At 69.8% G+C, this 20,368-nt stretch carries 18 protein-coding genes; 5 read left to right on the forward strand and 13 right to left on the reverse strand.

Going from position 1 to position 20,368, the window contains the following annotated elements:
• Positions 1–72 precede the first annotated feature (72 nt).
• The 3 genes from DS843_RS05255 to ribA form a co-directional block, all read right to left on the reverse strand.
• A complete protein-coding gene (locus tag DS843_RS05255) occupies positions 73–657 on the reverse strand; it encodes a L,D-transpeptidase family protein (protein WP_286191947.1) in 585 nt (194 codons plus the stop codon).
• 36 nt (positions 658–693) lie between these two features.
• Complete coding sequence (locus DS843_RS05260; RefSeq protein ID WP_149467833.1) at positions 694–1,638, reverse strand: hypothetical protein; 945 nt, start codon at positions 1,636–1,638, stop codon at positions 694–696.
• A 165-nt stretch (positions 1,639–1,803) separates the two neighbouring features.
• Positions 1,804–2,973: a GTP cyclohydrolase II gene (ribA, locus tag DS843_RS05265; protein WP_208852184.1), complete on the reverse strand. Its 1,170-nt coding sequence runs from the start codon at positions 2,971–2,973 to the stop codon at positions 1,804–1,806.
• 234 nt (positions 2,974–3,207) lie between these two features.
• On the opposite strand from ribA, the gene DS843_RS05270 reads away from it, so the two are divergent.
• The 3 genes from DS843_RS05270 (at position 3,208) to DS843_RS05280 (ending at position 5,792) form a co-directional block, all read left to right on the forward strand.
• Positions 3,208–3,897: a response regulator transcription factor gene (locus DS843_RS05270; protein WP_149467834.1), complete on the forward strand. Its 690-nt coding sequence runs from the start codon at positions 3,208–3,210 to the stop codon at positions 3,895–3,897.
• Positions 3,898–4,002: 105 nt separating this feature from the next.
• Positions 4,003–4,446 carry a DUF2231 domain-containing protein gene (locus tag DS843_RS05275; protein ID WP_149467835.1) on the forward strand — a complete coding sequence of 148 codons (444 nt, stop codon included), beginning with the start codon at positions 4,003–4,005 and terminating at the stop codon, positions 4,444–4,446.
• A complete protein-coding gene (locus tag DS843_RS05280; RefSeq protein ID WP_149467836.1) occupies positions 4,443–5,792 on the forward strand; it encodes a PQQ-dependent sugar dehydrogenase in 1,350 nt (449 codons plus the stop codon). Before DS843_RS05275 ends, DS843_RS05280 begins: the two co-directional genes overlap by 4 nt.
• A gap of 21 nt (positions 5,793–5,813) precedes the next feature.
• Here the strand turns inward: DS843_RS05280 and DS843_RS05285 are convergent, their stop codons facing one another.
• Positions 5,814–6,548, reverse strand: a complete 735-nt coding sequence (locus tag DS843_RS05285) for a hypothetical protein (protein WP_286191948.1) — start codon at positions 6,546–6,548, stop codon at positions 5,814–5,816.
• 233 nt (positions 6,549–6,781) lie between these two features.
• On the opposite strand from DS843_RS05285, the gene DS843_RS05290 reads away from it, so the two are divergent.
• Complete coding sequence (locus DS843_RS05290; protein ID WP_149467837.1) at positions 6,782–7,657, forward strand: MBL fold metallo-hydrolase; 876 nt, start codon at positions 6,782–6,784, stop codon at positions 7,655–7,657.
• A 147-nt stretch (positions 7,658–7,804) separates the two neighbouring features.
• Positions 7,805–8,590, forward strand: a complete 786-nt coding sequence (locus DS843_RS05295; protein ID WP_149467838.1) for a YcbK family protein — start codon at positions 7,805–7,807, stop codon at positions 8,588–8,590.
• Between the two features lie 6 nt (positions 8,591–8,596).
• Here the strand turns inward: DS843_RS05295 and DS843_RS05300 are convergent, their stop codons facing one another.
• From DS843_RS05300 to DS843_RS05340, 9 genes are read right to left on the reverse strand one after another with little or no spacing between them, the layout of a single operon-like run.
• Positions 8,597–9,766, reverse strand: coding sequence for an ABC transporter permease (locus DS843_RS05300; protein WP_149467839.1), 1,170 nt, complete (start codon positions 9,764–9,766; stop codon positions 8,597–8,599).
• Positions 9,763–10,761, reverse strand: a complete 999-nt coding sequence (locus tag DS843_RS05305; protein ID WP_149467840.1) for an ABC transporter permease — start codon at positions 10,759–10,761, stop codon at positions 9,763–9,765. Before DS843_RS05305 ends, DS843_RS05300 begins: the two co-directional genes overlap by 4 nt.
• 4 nt (positions 10,762–10,765) lie before the next feature.
• Positions 10,766–12,676 (reverse strand): ABC transporter substrate-binding protein, encoded by a 1,911-nt coding sequence (locus tag DS843_RS05310; protein ID WP_286191949.1) that lies wholly within the window; start codon positions 12,674–12,676, stop codon positions 10,766–10,768.
• Positions 12,676–14,589: an ABC transporter ATP-binding protein gene (locus DS843_RS05315; protein ID WP_149467842.1), complete on the reverse strand. Its 1,914-nt coding sequence runs from the start codon at positions 14,587–14,589 to the stop codon at positions 12,676–12,678. Before DS843_RS05315 ends, DS843_RS05310 begins: the two co-directional genes overlap by 1 nt.
• Positions 14,586–15,143, reverse strand: a complete 558-nt coding sequence (locus DS843_RS05320) for a hypothetical protein (protein WP_149467843.1) — start codon at positions 15,141–15,143, stop codon at positions 14,586–14,588. Before DS843_RS05320 ends, DS843_RS05315 begins: the two co-directional genes overlap by 4 nt.
• A 3-nt stretch (positions 15,144–15,146) precedes the next feature.
• Positions 15,147–16,007 (reverse strand): polysaccharide deacetylase family protein, encoded by an 861-nt coding sequence (locus DS843_RS05325; RefSeq protein WP_286191950.1) that lies wholly within the window; start codon positions 16,005–16,007, stop codon positions 15,147–15,149.
• Between the two features lie 38 nt (positions 16,008–16,045).
• Positions 16,046–17,203: a glycosyltransferase family protein gene (locus DS843_RS05330; RefSeq protein ID WP_149467844.1), complete on the reverse strand. Its 1,158-nt coding sequence runs from the start codon at positions 17,201–17,203 to the stop codon at positions 16,046–16,048.
• Positions 17,204–17,209: 6 nt separating this feature from the next.
• Positions 17,210–17,665: a cyclic nucleotide-binding domain-containing protein gene (locus DS843_RS05335; protein ID WP_149467845.1), complete on the reverse strand. Its 456-nt coding sequence runs from the start codon at positions 17,663–17,665 to the stop codon at positions 17,210–17,212.
• Positions 17,666–17,693: 28 nt separating this feature from the next.
• Positions 17,694–20,333, reverse strand: a complete 2,640-nt coding sequence (locus DS843_RS05340) for an ABC transporter ATP-binding protein (RefSeq protein ID WP_149467846.1) — start codon at positions 20,331–20,333, stop codon at positions 17,694–17,696.
• Positions 20,334–20,368 lie beyond the last annotated feature (35 nt).

Raw genomic sequence — 20,368 nt, forward strand, 5'->3', positions numbered from 1 at the left:
TCAACAGGCTTATCCACCATTTTATGCACCATTTTGTGGATAACTTCGGTCAAGAGGCCGGCTTTCGGAGCCTTACGAGGACGCCGGGTCCGGTACGGTCAGCACGGTGTCCGGCGCGCAGTCCTTCAACAGCCGCAGCAGGTCCGGCAGGGGCAGCGCGACGCAGCCCGCCGTCGGCGTCCAGTCGGGCCGTGCCACATGCATGAACACGGCGCTGCCCAGCCCCGGCACCACCGGGTCGTCGTTGTGCCCCATCACCACGATGACGTCATAGACGCGATCCTCGCGCCACAACTCCTCGTGGCTGGCGGCGTAGGGGCGCTTGATCGGGCGGTTGTAGGCGGGGTCCGCGGGATCGTCGCACCAGCCGTCGTCGGGCGCGATGGGCGACACGGGAAGGCTCGTCTCGGGCTGCGGCAGACGGTCGGCGCGCCACAGGACGCGGCGCAGCGCGAAACGTCCGACCGGAGTGGCGCCGTCGCCCTCCCGCTTGTCGGACCGGATGCCGCCGCGGCCCAGCGCGCAGCGGAACGACCCGCCGGGCCAGTCCAGACGGCCTTCACCCAGACGGCCTTCACCCAGACGGCCTTCACCCAGACGGCCTTCACCCAGACGGCCTTCACCCAGACGGCCTTCACGATGAACGGTGATCTCCATAACCCCTTCCCTGCCCGTTGCCGGGCGTCATCGCGCTCAGCCCGACACCCGCAGGCTGGGCGCCGGGGCCTGCGCAGCTCTCCGGCCCTGCTCGTACTTGGCCAGATTGCGCATCATCGTCTCAGACAGCATGTCCGGTGTCACGGGCGCGAAGGCGTTGCCGTTGGCAGCGGGTGCGGCGGCGGACGGAGCGGCAGCCGGGGCGGCGTCCGAATGGGCCGCGGGCGCCGGGGCCGGCGCGTCCGCCGCCTTGCGGAAGCCGGACGGGGCCGCCGTGGCGGCGAAGCCGACGGTCGTGGGATGCGGCTTGGCGGCGCTGTGCTTGGCCATCATGCTGTTCGCCAGCGGGGTGTCGCGCGCCGGCATGCGGGAGGGGTGCGGCGTGCCGGAGGCGGCCAGGCCGTCACGCCCGGCCCCGCTCGCCGCCGCTCCGGCCCCATGGGCCGCCGCGATGGGCAACGCCGTGGTGGGCAACGCCGTGGTGGGCGGCGCGGCGGGGGCCGGGGCGGAGCTTCCGGCGGCGTGGTCCGGCAGCGCCGCGACCGCGGTGGCGCCCGACGACCCGGCGGGCGGCTGGGCGCTGCCCCCGTTGCCGCCGCCATCGCCGCCACCGAAGCCGAGCGAGGCCATGACCTGCCCGCCGATATCCTTGCCCTGGGCCTGCTCCACCACCGCGTTGGCGATGGACGCCATGCCGCCCAGCGGTCCGCCGAACAGGATGCCGCCGATCACCTTGGAGGACGGCTTGATCGTGTCGCCGGTGATTTCGCGGTAGATGCTGTTGACGACGGGGATGTGCTGAAGCGGGTTGATGATGTCCAGGAAGTCGCCGAAGGACATCTCGGCCTCGGCCTCGTACCGGTCGGGGCTGTCCCGGCTTTCCAGCACCCCCAGGGCGGGGACCGCCTGGGCCGGCGACCGCTCGCGCTGCACCGGCCGCGAAGCGGCTGTGGCGTCGATGATGGTGGCGTCGATGGCCATGGGCGGTCTCCCGTCGCGGTGTCCAGCCCTCGATTAAGCAACCCGCGTGCCAACTTCGGGGAACGAAACTCCGGCCTCGCGACGCCCTCCGGCCCCGGCCCGGGACCGCGACCCGGCAAGAGCTGCCGGGCAGGAGGCGTTTCCTGCCCCCCGGAGAATCGAATCTCAGAACATATGGCCGCTGCGCTCCGCCTTGGTGCGCAAATAGCCTTCGTTGTGGCCGTTGGCCGGGAAGATGTGGGGAACGCGCTCCACCACCTCGATCCCGCAACGGGCGAGCTGGCGCAGTTTCTCCGGGTTGTTGGTCATCAGCCGCACGGCGCCGAAGCCCAACTGCCGCAGCATCTCCGCTGCCGGCAGATAGACCCGTTCGTCCGCCTCGAAGCCCAGGATCTCGTTGGCGTCCACGGTGTCGAAGCCGCGGTCCTGGATGCGGTAGGCGCGCAGCTTGTTGACGAGGCCGATCCCCCGCCCTTCCTGCGCCAGATAGAGCAGGACGCCGCTGCCGTGCCGCGCGATCTCCGCGATGGCGCCGCGGAGCTGCTGGCCGCAGTCGCAGCGCAAACTGCCCAGCAGGTCGCCGGTGAAGCATTCCGAATGCAAGCGGGCCAGCACCGGCTCGCCCTCCACCGGGTTGCCGACGATGATCGCCAGATGCTCCGGCCCGCCGTCGATGGGGCGGAAGGCGGCGATGCGGGTGTTCTCGGCGCCCGACAGGGGAACGCGCGCCTCCGCCACCCGGCGCAGCGTGCGCACCACATGGACGCGGTAATCGGCGATGTCGCGGGCGCGGACCAGCAGCAGGTCATGCTCCGCCGCCCATTCCGCGGCGCTTCCCGCATGGGCGGAGGCCGGGGCGACGATGGCCGCCGGCAGCAGCCGCGCCAGCCGGGCGAGGTCCACCGCCGCGGTCTCGCGCGAGCCGGGGTCCATGGCCGTGGCGGTCAGGCCCGCGGGGATGCCGGCATCCGCCACCTCATCCGGACGCAACTCCGGATCGGCCAGCGCGTGGGCCTCGTCCGCGGTCAGGCAGCGGGGAAGCGACAAGGCGACGACGCCCGTCCCCTCCCCCATCAGCTTCAGCACCATGGCCCGGCGGCGGGTGACGGCCAGGACCGGCGCCGCGCCGGTCAACTGCACCAGCCGCTGGACCGCATCGATCGCCACGGATTCCACCGACACCGCGGCGCCGACGCTGCCGTCGGCGGTCTCGATGGCGACGGCCTCGCCCCGGCGCAGGGCGGCCAGCGCCCGGTCCACCGCGCGCATGGCGGCCTCGTCCATGGGCAGGACGGCTTCGGGCGGGGCGGAGTCGGAAGGAGCGTCGGCGTACATGACGGAGGCTTCGCGTGATGCGCCCCGAAGGGCGAAAGATTCCGACATGGGTCGGAGAGCGCCGGAAGCAAAGCGCAGGTGGAGCACCCCTGTCCAGCAAATCCCGCGCGCCACACCGTTGCCGGGACTGCAACGATGGCGGCGGACCGTCCGATGAGGCCCTTCCGATAAGGCTAGGGCAATCCCGCGCGGGCCATGATAAGTTCCGCGCCCGGAGCCACCGGTGAACCCCGCATGACGCCTGCGAAACGCATCCTTCTGATCGACGACGACATCGCCCTCCGGCAATCGCTGGCCGAACAGCTCCAGCTTCTGGAGGACTTCGAGACGGTGGAGGCCGGGGACGGCGCGGCGGCGCTTGCCGTGGCGCGGGAGGGCGGCTTCTCCGCCATCCTGCTGGACGTCGGGCTGCCCGACATGGACGGGCGCGACCTGTGCCGCCTGCTGCGGCGCGAGGGGGTGCGCTGCCCGGTCATCATGCTGACCGCCGCCGCATCCGACGCGGACACCATCCTGGGGCTCGATTCCGGGGCCAGCGACTACGTCACCAAACCTTTCCGCATGGGGGTGCTGCTGGCCCGGCTGCGCGCCCAGCTCCGCCTGTACGAGCAGAGCGAGGACGCCGTCTTCGCCATCGGCCCCTACAGCTTCCGCCCGGCGGGCAAACTGTTGCTGGCGGACGGCGGCAACCGCAAGATCCGCCTGACCGAAAAGGAAACGGCGATCCTGAAACACCTGTACCGGGCCGGCGGCGCGGTGGTCGGGCGGGAGACGCTGCTGGGCGAGGTGTGGGGCTACAACGCCGCGGTCACCACCCACACGCTGGAAACCCACGTCTACCGCCTGCGCCAGAAGATCGAGCGCGATCCGTCCAACGCGGAAATCCTGGTGACGGAGCCCGGCGGCTACCGGCTGGTGCCCTGAACCCGGGCTTGCGGCCCCCGGAACCATCCTCCTGCCTTCCCATTGAAAAGACTGACTTCCGCGCCTGCTTCGGCACGGACCCCAGTTGGGCAAGGAGATGACGTCTTGGTTGCCATCGTCGATCACAGCAGACCGGCAAGGGCCATCCATCCCTTGCACGCGGTGCTGCTCGCCGCCACCCTTCCGCTGTTCCTGGGAGGGTTGCTCTGCGATTTCGCCTATTCGAGAAGCTACGAGATCCAGTGGAGCAACTTCGCTTCCTGGCTGATCGCGGGCGGCATGGTCTTCGCCGGCCTTTCGCTTCTCTGGGCCTTCATCGACCTGTTCCGCGCCGGCCGGCGCCGGGGGCGGGCGGTGGCCTATTTCGTCCTGCTGCTCATCACCTTCGCGCTCGGCCTCGTCAACGCCTTCGTGCACGCGCGGGACGCCTGGGGAACCATGCCGGAGGGCCTGATCCTGTCGGCGGCCGTCGCCGTGACCGCCGCCTTGGCGACCTGGTTCGGCTTCTCCAGCCTGCGCATGGACCCGCGCACGGGAGAAATGCGATGAAACGCTCCAGCCTGCTGGCCGCCGCCGCGCTCGCCGCCCTGCTGACCGCCTGCGGTGACGACAACCCGCCGCCGCCGGAATATGGCGCCAACCCGCAACTGCCCGAGCAGCAGCACGGGTTGCTTCCCAGCATGAAGATCGCCAACCCGGCATCCTGGGGCGACCGGCAGCCGACCGTGCCGGAGGGTTTCACCGTCACGGCCATCGCCACCGACCTGGGAATCCCGCGCCAGACGCTCGTCCTTCCCAACGGCGACATCCTGGTCGCCGAAGGCCGGGGCGGCGGAGCGCCGCCGCTGCGGCCCAAGGACTTCATCGCCGGAATCATCAAGGCCAGGGGAACGACCTCGGTCCAGAGCGGCAACCGGCTGACCCTGCTGCGGGACGCCGACGGCGACGGAACCTACGAGGAGCGCACCGTCTTCGCCGACCAGTTGAACGCGCCCTATGGGCTGGCCTTCGTGAACGGCCAGATCTACGTCGCGAACCAGGACGCGCTGGTGCGCTTCCCCTACCGCGAGGGGCAGACCCGCGCCGAGGGGCCGCCGGAAAAGGTCACCGACCTGCCCTCCTACATCAACCATCACTGGACCAAGGCGCTGGCCGCCAGCCCGGACGGACGGTTCCTCTATGTCGGCATCGGCTCCAACAGCAACATCACGGAGCGCGGGATGCCCGCCGAGGCCGACCGCGCGATGGTGTGGGAGGTCGATGCCCGGACAGGCGCGCACCGGCCCTACGCCACCGGGCTGCGCAATCCCACCGCGCTCGCCATACAGCCGGGGACGGGCACGCTGTGGGCGGTGGTGAACGAGCGCGACGAGCTTGGCCCCAACCTCGTCCCCGATTACCTGACCTCGGTCCGCGAGGGCGGCTTCTACGGCTGGCCCTACAGCTATTGGGGCCAGAACGTGGACCCGCGCGTGATGCCGCAGGACCCGGAGAAGGTCGCCGCGGCGATCAAGCCGGACTACAGCCTGGGTTCGCACGTCGCGGCGCTCGGCGTGGCCTTCTCCTCCCCGGTGATGGGGGAGCGGTTCGCCGAGGGGGTGTTCGTCGGCGAGCACGGCAGTTGGAACCGCAGCGTGCCCAGCGGCTACAAGGTGATCTTCGTCCCCTTCCGCGACGGCGCCCCGTCCGGGGACCCGATCGAGGTCATGACCGGCTTCATGGGAGAGGACGGCAAGACCTATGGCCGGCCGGTCGGCGTCACGGTTGACCCGAAGGGCGCCCTGATCGTCGCCGACGACCTGTCGAACACGGTCTGGCGCGTGGCGGTGGCGGATCGCTCGCCCTCGGCGGAAGCGCCTTCGGACCTGGGCAGCGCAACGACCGAAGGGAACTGACCGCCGGACGGGGAAACCGTATCAGGGCCGCTTGGCGGGCGACCCGGTGCGGCCCGAGATGGTGACGGCGACCGGATAGCCCATCCAGCGCTGCCGCTTGCCTTCCAGCGCCGGCCCGCTGCGGCCCGGCGCCTTCTGGTGCCCGCCGCCCCACAAGCCCCGGCCGCGCGGCACCACGGGCAGCAGCCGGATCTTCCGCCCGACGATGGCCAGCCGGCGCCGCCAATGGGCGACCAGCTTGGGCGAGGTGCCGACCCGCCGGGCGATCTCGTGATCGGCCAGCAGGGCGCTGCCGGGGTCCTGCAACAGGTCCAGGATGGCGCGCCGCTTGTCCACGCTGGTGTGGCGGCTGTGCTTGCGCTCCAGCGCCTTGCCGAGGTCCCACAGCTTCTCCGCGGTCTCGCGGGCGAGGCTGCGCCAGCGGTCGGCCTCCTCCCGCTGGCGTTCCATGTCGCCGCTGCTCTTCTCGAGCTGCCGCTTCAGACCGGCCACCTCCAGCTCCAGGTCGCGCACCTGCCGGCGCAGCCCCTGAACGAGCTGGTCGGGCGGCGGCGGCCGGTCGGGAGGCGGAGCCTCGGCGGTGGACGGGGGCGGTTCCGGTGCTGCGGCCACCGGACGGGCGCCGCGGGCCAGATCGCGGAACGACAGGCCGGCCCTCGACAGCATGATGCGCGCGGCCCGCAACGCGGACAGGGCTTCGCCCTGATGCTCCGACTCGGCCATGGCGAGGACTTTGGCGAGTTTGTCTGGGTCCATCCGTGGGGTCGGGTCCGGAGGCGATTCATCGCATCGATGAGCGAACGGGCGCAAGCTACCACATCTTATTGGATTGGGCATCTCCACATCTCGGGGATGGGGCGTGCCTTTTCCTTCTACCTCCGTCTTGTCGCGCACCACCAAATCGGTGTTGCGGACGGTCCGGTGGGTCATTTCGTGAAGCAACCTTTTCACTCGACTCGCGGGGGCCCTACCGCCAAATTGTCGGTACCATGACGGCACAAACCGTTTCCGAAGCCTGCTCCGGCGCGCCCGACACCCCGCCGGCCTTCACCGTCCGCTTCTGGGGTGTGCGCGGCAGCATCGCCTCCCCGGGGCCGGACACGGTCCGCTACGGCGGCAACACCCCCTGCGTCGAAGTGCGCTGCGGGGACGCCCTTCTGGTCCTCGACGCCGGCACCGGCCTGCGCCCGCTGGGCGAGGCGCTGATGCGGCAGGGAACGCCGGTCGAGGTCGATCTGCTGCTGACCCACAGCCACCTGGACCACATCTGCGGCCTGCCCTTCTTCGCGCCGGCCTTCGACACGGCCAGCACGGTGCGGATCAGGGCCGGCCATCTGGACCGGGAGCGGACGATGCGGTCCGTCCTGCAATGCATGATGTCGGCGCCGCTCTTCCCGGTCCCGGTGGAGATCTTCCGGGCCGATTGCACCTTCCACGATTTCGTCAGCGGCGAGACGCTGGCCGTCAAGCCGGGCGTGACCGTGCGCACCGCACCGCTGAACCACCCCGACGGCGCCACCGGCTACCGCGTGGAGTTCGCCGGGCGCAGCCTGTGCTACGTCACCGACACTGAACACCCGGCGCAGGGCCGCGATCCCGCCGTGATGGAACTGGTGCGCGGCAGCGACCTGCTGATCTACGACTGCACCTACACCGACGCCGAATACGCCGGCCGCGTCGGCTGGGGCCATTCCACCTGGGAGGAGTGCCTGCGCATCGCCGACGAGGCCGGGGTGAAGCGCGCGGTCCTGTTCCACCACGATCCCCGGCGCACCGACGCCGACCTGGACGTCATCGCCACCGCCGCCGAAGCGCGCCGCCCCGGCACCCTGGTCGCCCGCGAAGGCATGGCCCTGCCCCTCTGATACGGCAACTGTGCGCATGGAGAGTGATGCGCGGAAGACACGGCCAAGCCTCCGTTCGCGTCCCGTGGCCAGTTGTCACTGCCGGATCGTGTGACAATTATGGTATCAAGGCCGCTTGCAACCGCAGAGAGAACTCTGGGGAGGAGCATGCGGCATCTTCTGCGCTTATCGTTGCTGGGTCTGCTCGTCGGCGGAACGCTCGCCGGCTGCGCGTCCACTCCGAATCCTCAGGCGTCGCTGGACGGCGGCCCCCGGTCGATCGTCCTTCACCATCCCGCCAGCGGGGAGACGGTCAGCGTCACCTATCGCCGCGCCGACGGCTACGACACGGCGGCCCTGGACCGCATCGCCACCCTGTTCCGCGACCGCCGCACCGGCGAGACGGTTCCCGTCGATCCCGCGCTGGTGGAGCTGCTGGCCGACCTGAAGGAGCGCTGCGGCGCCGGCCCCGACACGCCGGTCCACATCACGTCCGGCTACCGCTCCCCGCTGACGAACGTCGCGCTGTCCCGCAGCAACCCGAACGTGGCGGAGAACAGTTATCATCTGCGCGGCCAGGCCGCCGACATCTCCATCCCCGGCGTCCCGCCCCGCTGCCTCGCCGAGGAGGCCGCGGCCCTGCAGCGCGGCGGCTACGCGCTCTACCCCCATACCGGCCACGTCCATGTGGACACCGGCCCGGTCCGAACCTGGACCCCGAAGGGCGGCGACCCCCGCATCCTGGAGGCCAAGGCGACTCCGGCGAAGGCCGCGTCGGCCAAGGCGGTCGCCGCGAAGCCCGCCCCCACCCTGCCCCGGACGCAGGTCGCCACCGCCGCGGAACCCGCTTCGAAGCGGCCCCCGGCCAAGGGCAACGACGCCGACCTCGCCCGCGTCCGCATGGTGCTGGCCTCCCTCAAGGACCAGCCGGAGGCCACGGCGAAGAAGAAGTGATGAGGATCACCGATACGGGTCCGCCGCATCCCTCAGGCCGTCGCCGAGGAAGTTGAAACTCAGCACGGTCACGATCACCGGCACCACCGGCAGCATCAGCCAGGGGTACAGCGCCACCACGTTGATGTTCTGCGCTTCGGTCAGCAGCACCCCCCAGCTCGTGATCGGGGGGCGCAGGCCCAGGCCGAGGAAGCTCAGCGCCGTTTCGCCCAGGATCATGCCGGGGATGGCCAGCGTGGCCGAGGCGATCAGGTGGCTCATGAAGCTGGGCAGCAGGTGGCGCCCGATGATCCGGGCCGGGCGGGCGCCCATCAGTTGGGCGGCGGTGGTGAAGTCCTCCTCGCGCAAGGCCAGCAGCTTGGACCGCACGGCGCGGGCGAGGCCCGTCCATTCCAGAAGGCCCAGGATCACCGTGATCCCGAAATAGATGAAGATCGGGTTCCAGGTGACGGGCAGGGCGGCGGACAGGGCCATCCACAGCGGCAGTTCCGGGAAGGACCGGATGATCTCGATCAGCCGCTGGATCAGGTTGTCCACCCAGCCGCCGTAATAGCCGGCGATGCCGCCGATGACGATCCCCAGCACGAAGCTGACCGCGACGCCGATCAATCCGATGGTCAGCGAGATGCGCGTCCCGTAGATCATCCGCGACAGCAGGTCCCGCCCCAGCCGGTCGGTGCCAAGAAGGAACAGCGTCCCGCCCTCCGCCGGGCAGGCGAGGTGCCAGTCGCTCTCCACCAGCCCCCAGAACTCGTAACGGTCGCCGCGGCAGAAGAAGCGGACCGGCTGCACCTGCGTGGTGTCGGGCGTGTACTCCCGCTTCAGGATCTCCATGTCCAGGTGATAGCGGTAGCCGTAGACGAAGGGGCCGACGAACTGGCCCTCGTGGAACAGGTGCAGGGCCTGCGGCGGGGCGTGGATGAAGCGGGAATGGCGGCTGTCCACCGCGTAGGGAGCCAGCACCTCGCTGACCAGGGTGGAGGCGTAGAGCAGAAGCAGAACGATCCCCGACGCCACCGCCAGCTTGTGCCGCCGCAGCTTCCACCAGACCATCCACCATTGCGAGGCGGTGGTGAAGCGCTCCTGCTCCGGCGACAGGTGTTCCACCTCGTCCGGGTCCCAGGGGGCGGTATCGACCGTGTGGGGCAGGGGGGTGTTGGGAAGGGATGCGCTCATCGGCTGGCCCCCCCGCTGATGCGGATGCGCGGGTCGAGCGCCGCCAGCGCCAGATCGGACAGGAAAACCCCGATCACCGTCAGCACGGCCAGGAACATCAGGAAGGACCCCGCCAGATACATGTCCTGGCTGCGCAGCGCCTGGAGCAGCATCGGCCCCGTGGTCGGCAGCGACATCACCACCGACACGATGGCGGCGCCGGAGACGACCTGGGGCAGCAGGTTGCCGATGTCGGACACGAAGGGGTTCAGCGCCACCCGCAGCGGGTATTTCACCAGCGCCCGGCCCGGCGGCAGGCCCTTGGCCCGCGCGGTGACGACGTAGGGCTTGTGCAGCTCGTCCAGAAGGTTGGCGCGCAGGCGGCGGATCATCGCGGCGGTACCGGCGGTGCCGATGACGATCACCGGAATCCACATGTGCTCCAGCACGCTCATCAATTTGCCCCAACTCCAGGGCTGGCCGATGTAGCGCGGGTCCATCAGCCCGCCGATGGAGGTGCCGAACCACACGTTGGCGAAATACAGCATCACCAGGGCCAGCAGGAAGCTGGGCGTCGCCAGCCCCAGGAAGCCCAGGAAGGTCAGGACGTAGTCGCCCAGGCTGTATTGCCGCGTCGCCGAGTAGATGCCGATGGGGAAGGACACCACCCAGATGAACAGGATGGTCGCGAAGGACACGATGGCGGTCAGCGACAGCCGGTCGCCCACCACGTCGGCCACCGGCATGTTGTATTCGAAGGAATAGCCGAAGTCGCCGCGCAGCATCCCGGCCAGCCACAGCGCGTACTGCTCGTACATCGGCCGGTCCAGACCGTAGGTCTCGCGCAGCATGGCCAGCCGGCCCTGGTCCATGCTCTCGCCCCGGCTCTGCATCTCGTTGACCATCGTGGTCAGATAGTCGCCGGGGGGAAGCTGGATGATGACGAAGGTGATGGCGCTGATCGCCAGCAGCGTCGGGATCATGATGAGGATGCGGCGGATCACGTAGCCCAGCATGGCCTCACCCCTTCCCGTCGTCGAACCAGAAGCTGGCGGGCTGGTACAGCCCGAAATGGGCGCCGGGGTCGTAGTTGAAAAGACCCTTCTCCGGCAGGTTGCGCAGGGTGCGGCGCGCCACCACCGGCTGCGGCACCCCGGCCACCGTGCCGATGGTGTAGACCTGATCGGCGTTGATCGTCAGGATGCGCGTCCAGGCCGCGGCCCGCCCGGCCTCGTCCGGGGCGTCGCGCCAGGAGCGGAACGCCTCCAGAAGCTCCCGCGCCTCGGGCGTGTCGGGCCGCTCGCCGTCCTTGCCCATGGTCTGGAAGAACTGGCCCCACTTGGGCCACTGGTACTTGGCCTGATCGACGGGCACCAGCTCGGCGGGGCTCATGTCCGCGGTGGCGATGGCGTTGTCCAGCCCGCGCGCGATGGACATGCAGGTTTCGCCCGCGAAGATGCGGTTGCGGAACACGTCGAGCTGCGAGGAGCGGATGTAGAGCCGCGCCCCGATGCGCCGCCAGCCGTCGGCGATCAGCTCCAGCGCGTCGGTTTCCTCCGTGCTTTCCCCGGCGGTCTCCACCACGATCTCCAGCGGGCGCCCGTCGGGCAGCAGGCGGACGCCGTTGACGTTGCGTTCGGTCAGGCCGATCTCGTCCAGCAGCCGGTTCGCCTGCCGGACGTCGAACTGCGCCCAGCGGTCGCGGTAGGCCGGCACCCACAGGGGCGAGACCTCCAGAAGCGTGTTGTTCGTGGGGATGGCGAGCCCGTAATAGATGACCTGATTCATCTCCTCCCGGTCGATGGCCAGCGACAGGGCGCGGCGGTAGCGCACATCGCGGTTCAGCGCGCGCCACACCGGGTCGTTGCAGGTCAGGTTGGGGAACAGCGCCATCTGCGCCCCGATGCCGGTGCGCCACAGCGTCACCCGGTAATCGTTGCGCTTCGCCCCCTGCGTCAGGAAGGTGTAGTTGTCGAACCGCAGATAGCGCGCCTGGAGATCGCTCTCGCCCGCGCCCGTCTTGGCCGGGACGATCTTCGCGTCGGCCACCGTCATGACGATCCGGTCGATGTAGGGCAACTGCCGCCCCGCCGAATCGACCCGATGGAAATAGGGGTTCCTTACGAAGATGAAACGTTCCGCAGGCGGAGCGGTCGTGGGAACCCAGGGCTGAAGGGTGGGCAGGTCGGGGTTGTCGAACTCGGTCAGATTGTCCTTGCGGTTGTGAAGCTGCTGCCAGCTTTTCTGCCGCTCCGCCTCCACCCGTTGCTTCAGTTCCAGCGGCTCGGTGAAGCGGGGGTGGAAGCGCCGCAAGTAATGGGCCGGGGCGTAGATCTCCACCGGCTTGGCCCCGGCCAGCATCGGCAGAAGGAAGGGGTTGGGGCGCGTCCAGGAATAGCGCACGGAGGCGGCGTCCAGCACCTCGAACTTGGGGGCCTCCCCGCCCACCAGCATCTCCGGCGGCGGTCCGCCAGGGTAGCGTTTGGGGTTGTTGGCCATGTCCTCCCACCAGTAGCGGAAGTCCTCCGCCGTGAAGGGATGGCCGTCCGACCAGCGGTGGCCGCGGCGCAGCGTGAAGGTGAAGATCCGCTCGTCCTCCACCTCCACCCGCTCCAGGATGTCGGGCACGATGCGCAGGTCCGGGGTCAGCACGACCAGCCGGGCGTAGCTGTAGACGTAGATCAGCCGCGTGTCCTTGGTCCGCGCCATCAGCAGGTTCAGATCGCCGCCATGCTGGCCCGGCGCCTGCCAGGGCCGGTCCATCGCATCCACCAGGGGGGTGAGCGGCAGCCGCCTTTCCACCGGTGGCAAGGAGCCGGCGCCCACCGCGTTCTCCAGCATCGGCGTCTCGACCGCGTCAATCTCGACCGCGTCGAAGGCGCTGAGCCCCAGGAAGGCGAGCAGCAGCAGGGCAGGGCGGGCCAACCTCATCACGCCACCTCCCGCACGCGGACGGAGGCGTCGGCGCGCACGCAATGGCCGCCGCCGAGATCGACCAGATGGGGCTGGTGGCCCTCGTCGATGGTGAAGGGGGCGGGCCAGCGCGCGGGGTCGGAGGCGCGCCCCTCCTCCAGATCGGTCAACGACAGCGGGCGGCTGGGGTCCGGCTCCGGCACGGCGGCCAGCAGGGCGCGGGTGTAGGGGTGGACCGGGTTGCGGAACAGAGCCTCGCGCGGGGCCGACTCGACGATCCGCCCGCGGCACATGACCAGGATGCGGTCGGCCATGTAGTCCACGACAGCCAGATTGTGGCTGACGAACAGGTAGGTCAGTCCCAGCCGCTCCTTCAGGTCCTTCAGCAGGTTCAGCACCTGCGCCTGGATCGACACGTCGAGCGCCGACACCGGCTCGTCCAGCAGCAGAAGCTCGGGACGCAGGGCCAGCGCGCGGGCGATGCCGATGCGCTGGCGCTGGCCGCCGGAGAAGCTGTGCGGATAACGGCGCAGATGCCGCGCGTCCAGCCCGACCAGTCCCATCAGCTCCTTCACGCGGGCCTTGCGCTCCGCCTCGTCGCCGACGCCGTGGATGACCAGCGGTTCGGCGACGATGTCGAAGACGGTCATGCGCGGGTTCAGGGAACCGAAGGGGTCTTGAAAGACGAACTGCACCTTGCGGCGGAAGGCGGTCAGGGCGGCGCCCTCCAGCCCCAGCACATCGACGATCCGGCCATGGTCGTTGAAGCGGACGCTTCCCGCGTCGGGCGTCAGGGCGCGCATCAGGATCTTCGACAGGGTGGTCTTGCCGCAGCCCGATTCGCCGACCAGCCCGACGCATTCGCCGCGCGCGATGGCGAAGCTGACATCGTCCACCGCCAGCGTGCCGGCCCCGGCCTTGGCGCCGAACCAGCCGGCCTTGCGGGCGCCGTAGCGCTTGCGCACCCCCTCCACCGCGAGCAGCGGCCCCGCCGCGTCGGCGCCGGGCGGCCAGGGTGCGTGGCCCTTCTCCAGCAGGCTGCCGCCTTCCGAAGTGATGGAGCGGATCGGCACCAGCCGTTCCCCCGGCGCCATGTGGAAGCGCGGAACGGCGCGCAGCAGCGCCTTCAGATAGGGGTGGCGGGGGTCGGCGAAGATGTCCTCGCGCGTTCCGGACTCCATGACCCGCCCGCGGTGCATCACCACCACCTCGTCGGCGAGGTTGGCGACCACCCCCAGGTCGTGGGTGATGAGCAGCACGGCCATCCCGAGATCGGCCTGAAGGTCCTTGATGAGCTTCAGGATCTGCGCCTGGATGGTGACGTCCAGCGCGGTCGTCGGCTCGTCGGCGATCAGCAGGGCGGGGCGGCAGACCAGGGCCATGGCGATCATCGCGCGCTGGCGCAGGCCGCCCGACAGTTCGAACGGGTAGGTGTCCAACGCCCGCTTCGGGTCGGGGAAGCGCACCCGGCGCAGCATGTCCTCGGCGTGCGCGCGGGCCTGCCGGGCGGTCACCCGCTGGTGCAGCCGCACCGCCTCGCCCACCTGATCGCCCACCGTGTGCAGCGGCGACAGGGAGGTCATCGGTTCCTGGAAGATGATGGAGATGCGGCCCCCGCGCAGCGCCCGCATCGCCGTGCCGTCGGCCTTCAGCCCGGCGATGTCGATGGGGCCACCATCCTTGTTCACCGCGCCCTCGTTCACCACTCCGTCGTCGAACAGGATGCGCCCGTCCGCGATGCTGGCGTTGCGGGGCAGGATGCGCAGGATCGACTGAGCCGCCACCGACTTGCCGGACCCGGACTCGCCGACCAGCGCAACGGTGGAGCCGGCCCGCACCCGGAAGGACACGCCGCGCACCGCGTTGACCACGCCGCCCGGGACCTGGAAATCGACCTTCAGGTCCTCCACCCGGAGCAGCGTGCGGCTCATGATGCCGAACCCTTTTCGTCCCGTTCGTCCGGCGGATCGATGCCCAGCGCCAGCAGGTTGTCCACCGTCACCGGGCTCAGCGCCACACCGTTGCGCCCGGCGGCGGCGGCGGCCCGCTCGATCACGGCGTCGAAGCCCTCCAGGTTGCTGTCGAACCGGATGGTCTTGCCGGCGCCGGTCAGCGCCGCCTGCATCCAGCCGTCGTCGCGCCCCCGCCTGGTCGCGTAGTAGCGCAGCCGCAGGTCCGACAGGTCGTCCCAGCGCAGGGCGGCTCCCAGCGGCCCGTCCGCCCGCAGGCCCTCGCCGTCCATGGTCACCCGGGTCATCTGGCGTTGCAGGGTGCGCGCCGCGAAGACGGCGAACAGCACCGCGCAGGCGGCCAGAGGAACGGCAATCCAGAGTGTGACCGGCAGGAAGGCCAGCGGCAGCACCGTCAGCGCCAGCCCCGCCCCCGCCCGCGCGTAGTCGCCGGCCAGCGCCCCGGCGGGATAGCGCATCTCCGCGACGGTCGGCATGTCTTCGTCGGAGGATCGGGCCATGGGCAGCTCGGCCATAACTCAGTCAATTCCTTCTGCGGCGAACAGAGCGTCGGCGAACAGAGTGTCGGGAGGCAGCCAGCGGACCGCCGGATGGCGGCGGGTCACCGTCAGGAAACGCGCGGTGAAGGCCCAGGTTTCACCGTCCATCGCCAAATGGTGCGTCAACAGGCCGGTCGGCTCGGCGGCATCCACCAGACCCAACCGGCGGGCGCGCAGATGGGCCACCGCCATGCCCAGCGACTCCGCTTCGCCCAGGAAGCGCCTGCCGTTCTTCCAGGCGACCGGGTCGGTGTGTGTATTGACACACATCATGTTGACGGTTGACACACATCTCGGCCCGAAAACGGACAAGCCGGTGAAGCCCGCCGAGGGAAGCCCCGCCGCCACGGCGGGCGCGATGCGGTTCCAGGGCGGCACCAGAACGGGCAGGGCACGCGGCCCGAAGAGCCGGTCCAGGATGTTCCGCCCCTCCGCCAGTTCGGCCAGAACGGCGGCGGCGGGCCGGTCCGCCCCCAGCTCCGCCTTCTTCGCGGGGGGCGCGGCGTGGTTGGTGTGCGACCAGCCGTGCTGAAGCACCGTAACGGTGGGGACCGGACCCAGGGCGTGGGCGAGGGAGTCCTTGACGCCCGCCGGGATGACGGCCAGCGCCAGCGGCGCGCCGGTCTCCAGGGACAGGGCGAACATCCGGTCCAGCGCCAGCGTCGGTTCGACGGCGTCGTCGTCGCGCCACCAGAAGCCGGCGGTGCGCCCGGCGGCGGCCCAGGCGTCCAACTCGGCGTCCAGCGCGTCCCAACCGGCGCGCGGCGGGCTGTCGGAATTGGTGGTGGCGGTCACGGTCATCGCAAAGCAGTGGCCGGGGCATGGGGTGAGCGTCAGCATGGCCTCCGGACCGGAAAAATCCAAGTCTCCCAATCGGTTTAGAGGCTGTTGGCCCTGCGGTCGGCCACCGCGTCCCGCAGCAGGCGGGCGGTGGCGGCGGCGCCGTCCAGGCGGACGGGAAGGGCGGGCGGCGGGGGCAGGGCGAGCGCCTTCGCCATGCCCTCGGCCAGCGATTGCGGCGTCAGGGTGGCCTCCTCCACCACGGCCAGCCGGCCCCGCTCCTCCAGCAGGCGGGCGCGGGTGGCCTGCTCCGTCTCGCTGCCGGCGGCGAAGGGGACCAGCACGGCCCGGCAGCCGGCCTGAAGCACGTCCAGCACCGTGTTGTAGCCGGCCTGGCTGACCGACAGGCGGCACCGGCGGAGCAGGGCGGGGAAGTCGGGGCGCGCCCGCTCCAGGATGATCCCCGGCGGGGCCTCGGCGGCCAGCGCGCGGAACGCCTCCTCCGGCACGTCCGGCCCGGCCAGCAGGCGCCATGGTGCGTCAAGTGCGGTGCCTGTTGACGCACGCGCGGCCAGCGCCGCCCGCAGCAGCGGCAGGCCGACCGCCCCGCCGCCCACCGACACGATCACCTCGTCCGTTCCATCCGCCGATCCGGTGTCCGCGCCTTGCGGGGCGGCGACGTAGCCGGTGTAGCTGATGCGGTCCGCGATCCGCGCCGCTGCGGGGAAGGTCGCCCCAAAGGGGATCAGGTCCGGATCGCCATGGACCAGCACATAATCGAACAGCCGTTCCACCGTCGAAACGGTTTCCTCCAGCCGTTCCGGCTTGGCCTTGGTCACCAGGATGTCGCGCACCGAACAGGCGGTGACGGCCCCGGCGGCCTTGGCGGCCTCCAGCAGGGGCAGAAGCTCGAACCGGAAGGCGCGGCGCCCGAAGGGGAAGGATTCGACCAGCAGCGCGTCGGGCCGAATCCGTTCGAAACAGTCCAGCACCATCACGCGGCGCCGGGCGCGCCATTCGTCGTCGATGGGCCGGTCGTCCGCGTCCAGCAGGGTCTTGAAGGTGCCGTCGGCGGCGCGGGCGGGGGGAAGCTGGACGATCTCCGCCGCCGGGCCGTAGTCGATCCCCGGCACCGGGTGCCCGCCGCGCAGAACCGTCACCGCCACCCCGGCGTCGGCCAGCCCGCGCGCGATCAGAGCGGCCCGCCGGTCATGCCCGATGCCCAGCAGATGCTGGACGTGGAAGAGGACGCGCACGGGGTGTCAGGTCGCCTGGGCGGCCAGCACCTCGCGCAGGCGCGTGGTGGTCTGCTCCAGACGATGGGCCAGGGAGCGCATGATCTCCAGCCCCATCTGCGGAAAGTCGGCGATCATCTGAAGGAAATGGTCCTTCGGCACGCACAGCGCCTCCAGGTCGGAGCGGGCGCGGACGGTGGCGGTGCGCGGCACGTCGCACAGGATGGCGATCTCGCCGACGATCTCGTTGGACCCCAGCGTCGCGACGGCCAGCGGCCCGCCGGGGCCGGTCACGATCACCTCCGCCTCTCCGCGCAGCAGGATGTAGGCGCAGGTGCCCATCTCGTCCTGTTCGAACAGGATGTCGCCCGAACGGAAGCTCAGCCGCTCGCTGGTGAAGGCGAGAAGCTTGAGCTTGGAAGTGTCGATGTTGGCGAACAGGGGAATCCTGCGCAGGCAATTGACTTCTTCGGCGATGCTCATGCCGTCTGCCTCCTCAACGCCGCCGGCTTCATTCGGCGGACACCAACTCATGCAACAGGGTACCGGGCGTGTTCAACTCGTCGAATCGGCCATGCTCGGCGATTCGCCCGTCCTTCATCACAATGACTCGCTCGAACGCCCGTGCCAAGCCGGCGCGGTGCAGAACCCACACAAGTCCACATCCTTTGCGTTCCCCCATGATCGCGGCGTGGACCTTGGTCTGGCTGCTGGTGTCCAGGCCGCTGGTCGCTTCGCTCAGCACCAGAAGGTCCGGACGCTTCAGCAGGGCGCGGGCCAGCGCCGCCTTCTGGCGCTGGGCGGCGGACAGGCGCGACCCCGCGACGCCCACGGGGTGGTCCAGCCCGACCTCCACGATGGTGTCGCGCAGGTGAAGCTGGTCCACCAGGTCCGCCACGATGCGGCCCACCTTGGACTGCACCTGGGCCTGCCCGTAGACCGTCTTCCCGAACAGGATGTTGTCCTGGATGCTGGCCGCCGCGTTGTAGGCCGCCGGATCGAAGAAGGCGACGGCGTGCTTCAGGTCCGCCGGCAGGTCGCGGGCGAAGAGATGGCGCGCCTCCAGCAGCTTCTTCTGCAGCTCCGGCGTCATCAGGCCCAGACGGTGGCGGGCGCCGATCAGCTTGAAGGGCAGGGTCATCAGCCGGGTCCGCTCCTCGGGCTTGAGCGTGTCCAGCCCCTCCTTCGCGATGCGCGCCAGGATGGCCTGATACTCCGGCAATTCCGCGAAGCCGATGAAGGAGAAGCGCTCGAAGAACTCATGCCCGGGCGGCAGGCCGGCGAACAGCTCCACCATGGTCTCCGCCACCTTGTGGCCGGTTTCCAGGATGGTGCCGGTCAGCCCCACCTTGTCCAGCACATGCAGCATGTAGGGGTTGGAGGCCAGCGCGTCGGTCTGGAACACCGGGCCGACCGGCGTCCCGAACAGCAGATTCTCCGCCAGCGTGGCGTTCGCGGTGTAGCGGTCGGGGTCGAAGCGCTCCACCAGCCGCCCCAGCTCCGGGTTGTTCAGCATCATGGCGCGCATGGCGTCGCGCGCCTCCAGCACGCGGGCGGCCACGTCGGGGCTCCGCTCCGGATCGACGGTGCGGTTCAGCCCCATCCCATACACGTCGTCGTGCAGCGACACCATGGTCACCACGCGCAGGATGCGGGCCTTCAGATCCTCCGGCCCGTCGCAGCCGGCGGCGGCGTAGTCGATCCAGTCCGCGTCCACGTCGTCGGTGGTGTTGCCGGACAGGACCGATTCGGTCAGCCGCTTCTTGCGCCGTTCCGCCTCCTTCTCGCCGTCGCCGTTCTCGCGCAGGGGCCGGTGACGCAGCCCATAGACGAGATTGTCGTAGAGCGAAGCGGCGAACAGGTAGGGGGTGGCGCCGACATAGGCGGCGCGGCGCCCGGTCACGCTCTCCGGCAGCTCCGCATAGTCGCGGTCGCCCAGCCGGATCTGGCCGGACGAGGGCAGCAGCACCCGGGCGGCGAGTTGCGCCAGCTCGTCCCGCCCGGAGCCGACGCCGATCAGCGCGGTGTGGCCGTCCAGCGGAATCTCGCAGGTGACGCCCTCCAGGATCGGCGACCCGCCGTCCTCCCCGAACCCGACGTTGCGGAAGGACAGGCTGCCGGTGAAGGGCACGTCCTCCTCCTCGCGCAGCAGGCGTTCGGCCAGCAGGTCGGGGACGTGGAACTGCTCCACCACCTGCTCGTACTTGATCCGGTTGTCCTCCTTCTGCTGGTACCAGTCGAGAAGCTCCTTCCAGGGGGCGGCCAGATCCTTGTAGGCGGCAAGCACCGCGACCAGCGCGCCGAAGGAGAGCTGGCCGTGAATCACCAGATAACCACCGATGGAATAGAAGAAGAAGGGCGTCAACTGATTGATGAAATTGTTCAAGAATTTGACAAAAAACTTTCGTTGGTAAATCTCGAACCGGATGCGGTACACGTCGCCCAGGCGGTGGCTGATATCGGCCAGATGCCAGGAGGCCGTGTTGTGGGTGTGCACTTCCTGGATGCCCGACACCGTTTCGCCGATGCGGTCGGAGATCTGGCGCATGGCACGCACGCGCTGTTTGCCGAGTTGATTGACCTTGCGCTGAAGCCGCGGAATGAGCCAGCCCTGGAACGGGTACAGCGACACCGCCGCCGCCCCCAGCACCGGGTCCTGGATGAAGATGAAGGCGATGTAGACCAGAAGGGTGCCGCCCTGGAACACCGGGATGGCGATGGCGTCGCCGATGAAGCCGCCCAACGGCTCCACCTCCGCCGTGATCATCGGGATGATCTCCCCCGGCGACATCTTCCGGAAGCGGGGCAGGGGAAAGCGCAGGACGCGCACGTACAACTCGTACCGCAGGCGGCGCAGCATCCGCTCGCCTAGGCGGCCCTTGTAGGTGTTGATGACGTACTTGAAGCCGCCGTTGACCAGCACCAAAGTCAGGAACAGCCCGCACAGGACGAACAGATAACTGACCTGGTCGAGTTGGAAGCCAAGAAATGATTCGGGCAGCTTCTTCCCGGCGATCGCCTCGTTGACGATCCGCTTCGGCAGGTCGAGCGAGGCGTAGAGAAACGGGAAGGACGCCAGGGTCATCAGGGTCAGCACGATCTGCTGACGGACGCTGTGCCGAAGGATGAATCGGAAAATGCTGGATTCCATAGCGCCATTCTACGCAGGGGGACGCCGGTTCCGGG

Source organism: Roseomonas genomospecies 6 (genome assembly GCF_008365375.1).
Taxonomy (GTDB): Bacteria; Pseudomonadota; Alphaproteobacteria; order Azospirillales; family Azospirillaceae; genus Azospirillum.

Coding starts and splice junctions, on each gene's coding strand:
- DS843_RS05295 (WP_149467838.1), top strand. CDS start 7,805: ATGCGGCATCTTCTGCGCTTATCGTTGCTGGGTCTGCTCGTCGGCGGA.
- DS843_RS05325 (WP_286191950.1), bottom strand. CDS start 16,007: ATGCTGACGCTCACCCCATGCCCCGGCCACTGCTTTGCGATGACCGTG.
- DS843_RS05315 (WP_149467842.1), bottom strand. CDS start 14,589: ATGAGCCGCACGCTGCTCCGGGTGGAGGACCTGAAGGTCGATTTCCAG.
- DS843_RS05300 (WP_149467839.1), bottom strand. CDS start 9,766: ATGAGCGCATCCCTTCCCAACACCCCCCTGCCCCACACGGTCGATACC.
- DS843_RS05335 (WP_149467845.1), bottom strand. CDS start 17,665: ATGAGCATCGCCGAAGAAGTCAATTGCCTGCGCAGGATTCCCCTGTTC.
- DS843_RS05320 (WP_149467843.1), bottom strand. CDS start 15,143: ATGGCCGAGCTGCCCATGGCCCGATCCTCCGACGAAGACATGCCGACC.
- DS843_RS05290 (WP_149467837.1), top strand. CDS start 6,782: ATGACGGCACAAACCGTTTCCGAAGCCTGCTCCGGCGCGCCCGACACC.
- DS843_RS05260 (WP_149467833.1), bottom strand. CDS start 1,638: ATGGCCATCGACGCCACCATCATCGACGCCACAGCCGCTTCGCGGCCG.
- DS843_RS05305 (WP_149467840.1), bottom strand. CDS start 10,761: ATGCTGGGCTACGTGATCCGCCGCATCCTCATCATGATCCCGACGCTG.
- ribA (WP_208852184.1), bottom strand. CDS start 2,973: ATGTACGCCGACGCTCCTTCCGACTCCGCCCCGCCCGAAGCCGTCCTG.
- DS843_RS05340 (WP_149467846.1), bottom strand. CDS start 20,333: ATGGAATCCAGCATTTTCCGATTCATCCTTCGGCACAGCGTCCGTCAG.
- DS843_RS05285 (WP_286191948.1), bottom strand. CDS start 6,548: ATGGACCCAGACAAACTCGCCAAAGTCCTCGCCATGGCCGAGTCGGAG.
- DS843_RS05270 (WP_149467834.1), top strand. CDS start 3,208: ATGACGCCTGCGAAACGCATCCTTCTGATCGACGACGACATCGCCCTC.
- DS843_RS05255 (WP_286191947.1), bottom strand. CDS start 657: ATGGAGATCACCGTTCATCGTGAAGGCCGTCTGGGTGAAGGCCGTCTG.
- DS843_RS05310 (WP_286191949.1), bottom strand. CDS start 12,676: ATGAGGTTGGCCCGCCCTGCCCTGCTGCTGCTCGCCTTCCTGGGGCTC.
- DS843_RS05280 (WP_149467836.1), top strand. CDS start 4,443: ATGAAACGCTCCAGCCTGCTGGCCGCCGCCGCGCTCGCCGCCCTGCTG.